The organism is Dyella sp., assembly GCF_036568765.1.
Classification (GTDB): domain Bacteria; phylum Pseudomonadota; class Gammaproteobacteria; order Xanthomonadales; family Rhodanobacteraceae; genus GSA-30.
The window spans coordinates 1-9247 of record NZ_DATCRY010000137.1 but is presented as its reverse complement, the minus strand read 5'-3'; the positions used below and the strand labels follow the sequence as shown (position 1 = coordinate 9247).

12 protein-coding genes are annotated in these 9247 nt (G+C 59.1%); 3 read left to right on the top strand and 9 right to left on the bottom strand.

Annotation, left to right across the window (positions count from 1 at the left end; all coding sequences use genetic code 11):
* Both VIM98_RS10035 and VIM98_RS10030 read right to left on the bottom strand, forming a co-directional pair.
* Positions 1–235: hypothetical protein (locus VIM98_RS10035; protein ID WP_331992965.1), on the bottom strand; the 235-nt coding region annotated here is incomplete at its 3' end.
* A 224-nt stretch (positions 236–459) separates the two neighbouring features.
* Positions 460–1368: a LysR family transcriptional regulator gene (locus tag VIM98_RS10030; protein WP_331992964.1), complete on the bottom strand. Its 909-nt coding sequence runs from the start codon at positions 1366–1368 to the stop codon at positions 460–462.
* Between the two features lie 109 nt (positions 1369–1477).
* Between VIM98_RS10030 and VIM98_RS10025 the strand changes: the two genes are divergently transcribed.
* Positions 1478–2674: an MFS transporter gene (locus VIM98_RS10025; protein ID WP_331992963.1), complete on the top strand. Its 1197-nt coding sequence runs from the start codon at positions 1478–1480 to the stop codon at positions 2672–2674.
* Here VIM98_RS10025 and VIM98_RS10020 read toward each other — a convergent pair.
* The 3 genes from VIM98_RS10020 to VIM98_RS10010 are packed head-to-tail and all read right to left on the bottom strand — an operon-like array spanning position 2671 to position 5151.
* Positions 2671–3444, bottom strand: a complete 774-nt coding sequence (locus VIM98_RS10020) for a winged helix-turn-helix domain-containing protein (protein ID WP_331992962.1) — start codon at positions 3442–3444, stop codon at positions 2671–2673. The genes VIM98_RS10025 and VIM98_RS10020 overlap by 4 nt on opposite strands.
* Before the next feature lie 16 nt (positions 3445–3460).
* On the bottom strand, positions 3461–4153 hold the full coding sequence (locus VIM98_RS10015) for an antibiotic biosynthesis monooxygenase (protein WP_331992961.1): 693 nt from the start codon (positions 4151–4153) through the stop codon (positions 3461–3463).
* Entirely contained in the window at positions 4150–5151 is a 1002-nt protein-coding gene (locus VIM98_RS10010) for an alpha/beta hydrolase (protein WP_331992960.1), read from the bottom strand. Before VIM98_RS10010 ends, VIM98_RS10015 begins: the two co-directional genes overlap by 4 nt.
* Positions 5152–5488: 337 nt before the next feature.
* Here VIM98_RS10010 and VIM98_RS10005 point away from each other — a divergent pair, with 337 nt between their 5' ends.
* The gene (locus VIM98_RS10005) at positions 5489–6985 is read left to right on the top strand and encodes a Fic family protein (RefSeq protein ID WP_331992959.1); all 1497 of its coding nucleotides are present in this window, start codon (positions 5489–5491) and stop codon (positions 6983–6985) included.
* 285 nt (positions 6986–7270) lie between these two features.
* Here VIM98_RS10005 and VIM98_RS10000 read toward each other — a convergent pair whose 3' ends face one another.
* From VIM98_RS10000 to VIM98_RS09985, 4 genes are all read right to left on the bottom strand, one after another.
* Positions 7271–7477 (bottom strand): hypothetical protein, encoded by a 207-nt coding sequence (locus VIM98_RS10000; protein WP_331992958.1) that lies wholly within the window; start codon positions 7475–7477, stop codon positions 7271–7273.
* Positions 7474–7734, bottom strand: a complete 261-nt coding sequence (locus VIM98_RS09995) for an SDR family NAD(P)-dependent oxidoreductase (RefSeq protein ID WP_331992957.1) — start codon at positions 7732–7734, stop codon at positions 7474–7476. The genes VIM98_RS10000 and VIM98_RS09995 overlap by 4 nt, the downstream gene beginning before the upstream one ends.
* A gap of 21 nt (positions 7735–7755) precedes the next feature.
* Positions 7756–8172: a heme-binding protein gene (locus VIM98_RS09990; RefSeq protein WP_331992956.1), complete on the bottom strand. Its 417-nt coding sequence runs from the start codon at positions 8170–8172 to the stop codon at positions 7756–7758.
* 229 nt (positions 8173–8401) lie between these two features.
* Entirely contained in the window at positions 8402–8953 is a 552-nt protein-coding gene (locus tag VIM98_RS09985) for a cytochrome b (protein ID WP_331992955.1), read from the bottom strand.
* On the opposite strand from VIM98_RS09985, the gene VIM98_RS09980 reads away from it, so the two are divergent.
* The coding region (locus VIM98_RS09980) for a hypothetical protein (RefSeq protein ID WP_331992954.1) at positions 8952–9247 on the top strand (296 nt) is incomplete at its 3' end. The two genes, VIM98_RS09985 and VIM98_RS09980, sit on opposite strands and share 2 nt — an antisense overlap.

The window sequence follows — 9247 nt, the reverse complement described above, 5'->3', positions numbered from 1 at the left end:
CGGCGGTCAAGCCGTGGACAGTACGTGCGTCTTCCCACCAGGAAACCGTGGGATGGTGACGCTGTTTACCGTCGCGTGCGGCCACGCCCTGGGCGAGCACCTGCCCAATGGCAAACGACGCGCGTATGACATCGTCAAGCGCCGATTCTGCCGGGAAGGTCACGAGTATGTGGCGAGGGACTGCCCCAGAGTCAGGCTCGGGGGGTGCGTTTGCCGTATCATCTACGTCAGCCATGTCAACTCTCCGTTAGTTGGCTGTGGTTAGCGGATCGTGTGAGTTGCGAGCTCATGCGATCCGCGTTTCCGCTGCTTCATGCAGCGAAGGTCGTCCGCATGCATGGCTCATGTTGGGGCATGCGGACGATAGAGAGATGATCACATAAATCGCTGGCTGCGTAATTGCGAGAAAATTCGTTAGTTAGGCCGAGTTTTTCGCATAACTCATCGCTCCACTCGCGATCAATCTATGCGCAGCGAAGCTGCCAGCAATTTGAGAATCGAATCGACTTTCGGCGATAACTGACGATTACGCTGCCATACCAAATTGAGCGGCAGGCCTACCACTTCCAACTGCGGAAGAATCTTCACTATCGTGCCCGCTTCCAGTTCGTCTCTCACCAACCAGGTTGCCAACTGTGCGATACCACAGCCAGCCTTGACCGCACTGACCACTGCTTCACCATTGCCGAGAGCCATCTTTGCCTCCACCGTTCGCTGCTCGGGCGGGCCAGCTTGCTGGGCAATCGACCAAGGCGTCGTGCCGCCGTCGGCGCGGCCATAAACGACTGCATCGTGCAATTCCAACGTGGCAGCCGACAACGGCGTTCCACGCCGCCGGAGATATCCAGGTGAAGCACAAAAGCTCAGCCGCTCATTACCTAGGTATCGATGTCCCAAGGCTGATGGCCAGATATTGCCGCCGCCAATACGGACCGCTATGTCAATGCCTTCATCCACGATATTCACAAAGCGATCGGTAAATGAGACATGCGGGCACAGGCTGGGATGCTGCTCAAAGAACGGCAACAGTATCGGCAACACCTTCATGCGCCCGAACGCAGCGGGCAAGTCCAGGCGCAAATGACCGGACGGCTCCAACCGTTGCGCCGCCAGCACCGATTCAGCTTCTTCCAGATCGGCCAGAACGCGAACGCAGGTGCGATAGAACGCCGCGCCGGCATCGGTCAACGCGAGTGTTCGCGTGGAGCGCTCGAATAACCGGACGCCCAATCGTGCCTCCAGACGCGCCACGCTTTTGCCAACCGCAGAGTTAGTCAGGTTCAGCCGTTCGGCTGCCGCGGTGAAGCTGCCGGCGTCTGCGGTAAAGACAAAGGCTTCAAGGCCTTTCAGTCGTTCTGAGGGGTTCATGAGGAAACCCATGATTGTGGATTATTTTTCCATAGTAGCTGGAAAAAATACCCAAATTGCGATCCATAATCTCCAATAAGCTGGGGACCCCAAATTCCTTGAATAGCTCATGCCATCTGCTTCTCCGGCATCCCCCGCCCTGTCGGCACGGCGCGGCGCCGCCTCGATCGCCATCCTGGCCATAGCCGCCTTCGTCATCGTGACCACCGAGTTCCTGATTGTCGGGCTCCTACCTCCGCTGGCGCACGACCTGGACATCTCCATTTCCGCCGCGGGGCAGCTCGTAACACTCTTCGCATTTACGGTGATGTTATTCGGCCCAGTGCTGACAGGATTGCTCTCGCACATCGAACGCAAGCGTCTGTTCGTCGTCATCCTGCTGGTCTTCGCAGTAGCGAACGCGCTTGCGGCCATCGCTCCGAATCTGGGCGTGCTGGCCTTGGCGCGATTCCTCCCTGCCCTGCTGCTTCCCGTGTTCTGGGGCACCGCCAGCGAGACAGCCGGGCAGCTTGCCGGGCCGCAACGCGCGGGGCGCGCGGTATCGAAAGTCTATCTGGGAATCTCGGCCGCGCTTCTATTCGGCATTCCGCTGGGTACGCTGGCCGCGCATGCGTTTGGATGGCGCATCGCGTTCGCTTTGCTGGCCGGCCTGTCGCTGACGATGGCGATATCGATGGCTGCGTTCATGCCGACATTGGAGCGCCCACAACGCATGCTGATCGGCGAGCAGGCACAGATCCTTAAGGATCCGCACTTTATCGCCCATGTCGCGCTGTCAGTACTCGTTTTCACCGCGATGTTCACTGCTTACACCTACTTGGCCGACACACTGGAAAACGTCGTGGGTATTGCGCCAGCCCACGTAGGTTGGTGGCTGATGGGCTTCGGTGCGATCGGACTTGCCGGCAACTGGCTCGGCGGTCATGCCGTGGATCGCCATCCCATGGGCGCGACAGCGGCGTTCTTGATACTCCTGGGTATCGGCATGGCCGCAAGCATCGCCCTGGCAAAAGCCCAAGGCTGGTTCGATATACCGTTCGTGATCTGGGGCGTCGCCTATACCGCTCTGTTTCCGATCTGTCAGGTGCGCGTCATGCGTGCGGCGTCGCATGCCCAGGCGTTAGCAGGCACGCTCAATGTTTCGGCAGCCAACGCCGGCATCGGACTTGGCGCGATCATCGGCGGCGCGGTTATTCCGCACTGGGGCCTGGGAAGTATCGGCTATCTGGCAACAGCGATTTCCGCAGTGGCGCTGCTTGCGATTCCATTCGTCATCCGGCTCAGATCGGCTGCCTTAAGAGACTAGTTCAACGCCCGCACCATGTTGTCAGCTACAACGCGGCCTTGCGGCTGCGGCGCTTCGATCTTTCTGGCACCCATGCCAAAAATCGCCTCGAAATCCCGCTTGCCCTTCGGCGTCAGGATCAATGCCCGGCTATCCAGTTGCCGTCGCAGCCAGCCGCGACGAAGGCAAAGTTCCAGCAGCGCGGCGCCGAGCGCGCCACCCAGATGCGGGCGGCGCATGCTCCAATCCATGCAGGGATAGGCGTAACGGCGTCGATGCGAATGCTCTTCCGCCATGCCCTGCGCCAGCAGCGCTTCTTTTCCGGTAAAGGTCAGCAAATAGTCGGCACCATTCGCGGTAACGCCCAGCCAGCCCAACGCGACCAGCCGATCATGCCAAGCCACACCCAGCTCGCCAGCGAGATGGTCATAGCAAGTCCGCGCCAGGCGCAACGAAGGCGGCGTGGACGGCGTGAAAGGTTGCGCAGGCGCCGCGACCACCAGCAAGGCTTCCAGCGCCTGGGCGACTTCCGTTCCCGCCAATTGGTAATAGCGATGCCGCCCCTGCTCGAACAGGCGCAGCAGGCCGCGCTCCTTCATTCGCTGCAGGTGCGCGCTGGCCGTCGGCGCACCGACACCGGCCACGGCCGCCAGCTCGGTCGCCGTACGCGCGTGGCCATCGAGCAGACTGCAAAGCATGCGGCTGCGCGCCGGCTCGGCGATCGCCGACGCCACCCAGGCCAGCCGGGTCTCCGGATCGTCCGCTGACGTGGCTGCTCTGTGCTCGGTCATGGCCTTGGCCTCCTGACTATCGATAGAACTGCGGTGCTTCGTGACGATCCACCATACCGTAATCCCGGATCACCCTGACGGTGAACATCTGCAGCTCCGGCACCCCATTCCAGCACGGTGCCTCGGCAAAGCGGAGCGCATCCCGCTCATCGTTCCAACCGCAGACGATCGCCACCCGGCCAGATGTCTGTAGATGATCGTAGAACTCGCGGCTGACCAAGCCCGACTGCGCCGACAGTGCGGCTTCCACCTCGCGCCAGTGCGGCGATGTCGATGGCAGCATCGCGTCGACGATGCTCAGCCACTTCGCCGATCCGACTGCGGTGATATCGCGGCGCATCCAGCCCACCGAACGATCCGCAAACGGCCCCGTGACTTGCGTCGCCTCACCGACGCGCAATCGGTAGTCGGCAAACACGCGCTGTCGCCCGGCTTCCTGCGCAGCATGATGAGGGCCGTTCACCCGCCAGCGGATCAACGCTTTCTCGTCGTCCCATAGCGACAACGACAGGAAGGTGTCGCGGCGAGATCGACTCGCAAAGCGTTCGTTTGCCAAGAAGCCCTCCATTGTCACCAGTGTCGAACGGAGCACGGTGGCGGTATGCAAGTAGTCCGCCATGCAACCCGGTGCTGGCATGACCTCGAATGCAACCACAAACAGAGAGCGTTCCGCTTGCTTCTCACCGATTGGCACACTGCGGGCGTTCATGGCGACACCGCTTCGGCGGCGCGAATAAAGGCTGCGACACTCTCGTACAGCGAGTGACGCTGACGCTCCAGATGCATCACATGCGTACCGTCGTCGATGCGTAGTTGCCACTTCAGCGGGCTGGCTGTGAAGCGAGCAAGGAACTTGGTTGCGCCCTCATCATCGACAACCACATCGTAGTTTCCGTACACCACGAAGACAGGCACCTTGATGTCGTCAGGCGCATAGGGATACTGGCCAGCCATGGCAGCGGCAATGTCGGCATTCGGCCCGTTGGGAATGCGCAAATCATCTGGCTCATCGCCTTGCACGTGAGGCGCCGATACCGCGAACTTGCCCGCCCAATGTTGCTCTACTGCGGGCTCGAGCAGCACTTTGCCCGAAGGCAGAACGTTCTTGAAACGAAGTTGTTCCAGCCGCTGCTGCGCAGTGAGCCCAAACCAGGCATCACGCACCGGCGGTTCCGCCTTGGCCGAAGGCACAGGGACGATAGGACCGAACAGCGTCAATGAGCGCAGTTGCCCGCCATGCAGCGCGGCATATCGCGCTGCCGGGATCGTTCCCCATGAATGCGCCACCAGATGGATAGCACGAGCACCGCGTTGCCCACGCAGATAGTCGACCGCCAGGGCAATCTCGTCCGCTGCTGGCCCGGCCCGTTCGAAGGGTGGCGCCGCATCGGCCGCGCCCAGCATGGCGGACGGGCGGCTGGATCCGCCGTACCCCAGGAAATCCAGCCCGCAAGCCAGAAAACCTTTGGCAGCCATGAAATGCATCCAGGAGTCGCCCGGACGGAATTCGAACCCGAAGGCCAGCCTGGTTGGGAATGTCGCCCCATGTACGAACAGCACAACCTCACCCGAGGGATGCTCTGGGGCTACGCAATGCAAGGCAACATGCTGCCCCGGAGCAGCCGGGAGCTGTAGGTCGATCGTATCCGTGCGCACATGCGTCGCCACCGCCGCAGCCAAAGCACCCACGACCGCAAAAGTCACCATAAGAGCTCCGAACGATAAAGATCGGAGCCCAGCGTAGGTGCCCGCTGTCGGCGACGCTTCGTTGTCTGGCGAACCATGGCCGGGGATCCTGCCAACACAAAGCTACCCGCATCACCCCCGCAGCGCGGCCCTCAGGCAACCAGGTAATCGGCATGTTACGGACAGAATGGCAAAGTATTCACTATTTTACGGACAATTTGGCCATGTAAGGGCAGACAAAACCCTAAGATACGGACAACTAGCCCATGTTCATAATATAGGAGTATTCAGCATCTAACGGACAAAAAAGCCAAGTATTCGCTATGCTATGGACGATTCGGCCACTCGGGAGCAGACAATGCCCCAAATTACGGACAATTTGCCTGAGCTGGTGCTCGCGCCCAAGGCCGATAGCACCGCAAACCGCCGGATTACCAGGCTAGCTGCCCAAGAGCAGTTGAGGCGTCTGTATCGAGGCATTTACACCTCGAACCTGAAGAGCTCGCCTGAGGCCGTGGTTCTACGCCATTGGCGAGCCATCGTGGGCTATCTGCTCCCCGGTGGGGTGATCTCGTATCGGTCAGCCTTTGATGGCAAGCCGCAAGACGGGCGTGTCTTCGTCACGCGAGGCAAGACAAGGCAGACGCTGCAGTTACCTGGCCTGCTCGTAGAGGTCATTCCCGGCCCGGAACGGCAACGGGAAGGCAGCTGCCCGGATACCCGTCTCGGTGAGTTGTACATGTCCAGCGACCCGCGACGGTATCTGGAAAATTTTAGCCGAGGCCGTGGAATGGCCGAGCGCACTCTGTCGCAGGCCGAACTGGAATCCAAGTTAGACCGTCTCCTGATGGTCGGCGGTGAGCATCGACTGAATCAACTGCGTGACCATGCGAGAGAGCTGGCAACACGCTTGGATATGAATGCGGCATTCAAGCGCCTCGATAGCGTCATAGGAGCTCTGCTGGGAACGCACGAAACCAACAAGCTGACGGCGCGTCAGGCAATCGCGCGCGCGGCCGGGCGTCCCTATGACCCGGATAGATTGGTTTTGTTAGACGCGCTCTTCGCCAAACTCAACGAAGCAACACTAAACAGGCTGCCAGACCCAGCCCCCGCAGGCGACGCGAGAGAGAACTTCGCCTTTTATGAGAGCTACTTCTCCAACTACATTGAAGGAACCACCTTCACTGTTGGCGAAGCCGAAGACATTCTTTTCCACGGAAAGATCATCGAACATCGCAGCGAAGATTCCCACGACATCCTGGGAACCTTCTATGCAGCCATCCATTCACCTTGGCGTGACCAGCCGCCGCAGAACGCCGAACAATTTCTCACATGGCTACGCGACATGAACGCCATCGTCATGAAAAGCAGGGCGGACAAAAAGCCTGGCGAATGGAAAGACCGAGCCAATCAAGCAGGCAATACTTTCTTTGTGGCACCCGAACTCGTGCCGGGAACGCTGAGGGAAGGGTTCGATCGCATTATAGGCCTTCGCGAACCGCTCGCCAGAGCGATCATGACCATGTTCGTCATCACGGAGGTCCATCCCTTCCTGGATGGAAACGGGCGTACCGCGCGGCTGGCCATGAATTGCGTACTTAGCGAAGCGGGGCTATGCCGAATCATCGTTCCAACCGTATACCGCGAAGACTACCTCCTGCCCCTCAAAGCACTTAGCCACAACCACGATACCGCGCCCATTGTGGCTTCCCTTACCCGTATCCAGCGCTGGACAGCATCATTTGACTACAGTCTTCCCCGGCAAGAACTCCGGAAGCAATTGGCTAAATGCAATGCCTTCCAAGAGGATCTGCAGAATTACCGCTTGGCATTCCCGAACCAAGGCAGCTGAAAGTGGGGATGTCACCCCGCACCGATAGAAGCGCCCACTGCGGGCGTATTTCCCCAAATACGATAATACTTTCATTGGTAAAAACTGGAACATACGTTTCTACCGTTCGTCATCCTTAGCTTCACGCCCTTGTCTCCGGCTTCATGTCGTAGGACTTCTGAACCAGTACGGATCGTGTACCCGGACCGTCCGTCGCCTTGCGTGTCCAAACCTGCAAAGACTGCTCACGTACACCGTCAGTGAGCTCCGGAGTCACCACATTCCGGAAGAGCGCAGAATCGCCTGCTATATGTCCGCGATGCTCTTGAGCGCCAACGATGGATCGAACTGCTCGAAGGGAAACGAGAGCTTCGTGTAATCGAATACACGTGTGGACGGATCGTCATTCCAATCAGTCGGCGCCAGGAATCCAGCATCGTTGAAGCCTGTAAGATACGGCCCGGGATTGATGACTGCGACCTGGATACCGAACTCCTGCAGCTCCATGCTCATAGTTTCCGCAATCGCTTCAAGCACGTGCTTTGACGCGCCAGATGCCGACGAAAGGGCCCGAACAGAATTCCGACAACGGACGACATGAAGACGATCTTGCCGGTCCGTCGCCTGATCATATTCCTGGCGATGCCTTGCGTCAGCAGAACGGGGCCGATCACATTGACCTCGAACTGCCGACGCATGTTTTCGCCGGGGATGTCGACGATAGCGCCACCTTCGATAATGCCCGCGCCGGTAATCATTGCTGTGGCCATTACCGTCTCCTGTGGAATCGCTCAGCAGAAAAAGCCAGCCGCGGCAGCACGCGCCACTTCTTCGTCCTGTGCGCCATTGCCTCCGCTCGCACCCACGGCGCCAATCACCTGACCGCCCACCCTGATTGGGATGCCACCCGGAAAAATGATGGCGCGACCTCCCAGGCCGTTGGCGATACCGTAGAAATCGCCACCCGGCTGCGCGATCTTGGTGATCTCGCTTGTGGCTAGCCGGCACGAAAGACTGGTGTACGCCTTGTCGTACGCTAGTACGACGCTCGATAGCGAAGCTCCATCCATCCTGGCTTGCGCTATGACTGTCCCGCCCGCATCCACCACAGCGATCGTGCTGGGCGAGCCGATCTTGTTGGCGTGATCGATGCCTGCCTGGATAACGAGACCTGCATCGGCAAGACCAAGTGACTTCATCGTGATCATGGGGGACTCCTTCCAGTTATGACTGAGGCAGGCAACGCGCGATGCGAATACGTCAACCGCCCGATGCGTTAAAGAAGTTCAGTGCTTATAGCCCAGACGCCATGAATTCAGCCTCCTTAGAAAGCTATCGCCAAGCCGGAATCGCGGTGTCGCTCGATCGTCGACCTAACTCTTAGCTACAAAGATCAATAGCCGGAGTAGCGGCTGCCGATGTCCGTTTGCAGCTCGATCACAGCATCCTCTTGGCCACGCCGTCGCGGTCGATAATCAGGTGCTTTAGTACTGCGCCGAGATGAAGGACGAGAAGGCCGCCGAGTCCCAGAGCGAGACTGATATGGACTGTCCCAAACAGAACGCGCAGCGACTCATTGGGGGCGAAAAGGTTGGGCCAATTCCACAGGCTGAAAAAACTGACGGCATGATTTCCCGCCACGCGATGGGCGTATCCCGAAAGCGGTAGCGCCAGCATGGCCAGATAAAGCAGCCCATGGACGCCGTGTGCCATCCCTATTTGCCAAACCGGGATATTGGCGGGCAGCGGCGGCGGCCGATGGCCCGTACGCCAGATAATCCGCGCAACGGCCAACCAGAGCACCAAAGCACCGATCGAGCCATGCCAGAACAAGATGCCATTCCATTCTAGCGATGTATGAGCGTAACCAGGGAAATGCTCCATACGTAGACCGATGACAAAGTTGGTCAGTATGAACAGAGCCACCAGCCAATGTAGAACTTTGGCAGTGCGTGTGTAGCGTGCGGGGATACCTGCGGGGACCGGCATGAGTGTAGGGACCTCGTTGAATGGACTCAGCGCCGGCGATGCGAGGCGCAATCCATATAACCGTGTCGGCATCCGTTTTATTCCAACGAATGACGGCAAGCGCAGCTGCGCTTATTTCCCCGGTGAAATCAAGCAATGGAGGCGAGGCTCGTCGACCTCGCCATTAAAAAAGGCCATGAAAATCATGGCCTTTTGGTCAAACTCGCAAATATGTGAAGTGATGCAATCAGAACGGAATATCGTCATCATCGAAGCTGCTATCGGCCGGTGCCGGCGCGCTGCGCTGGTTGTTGC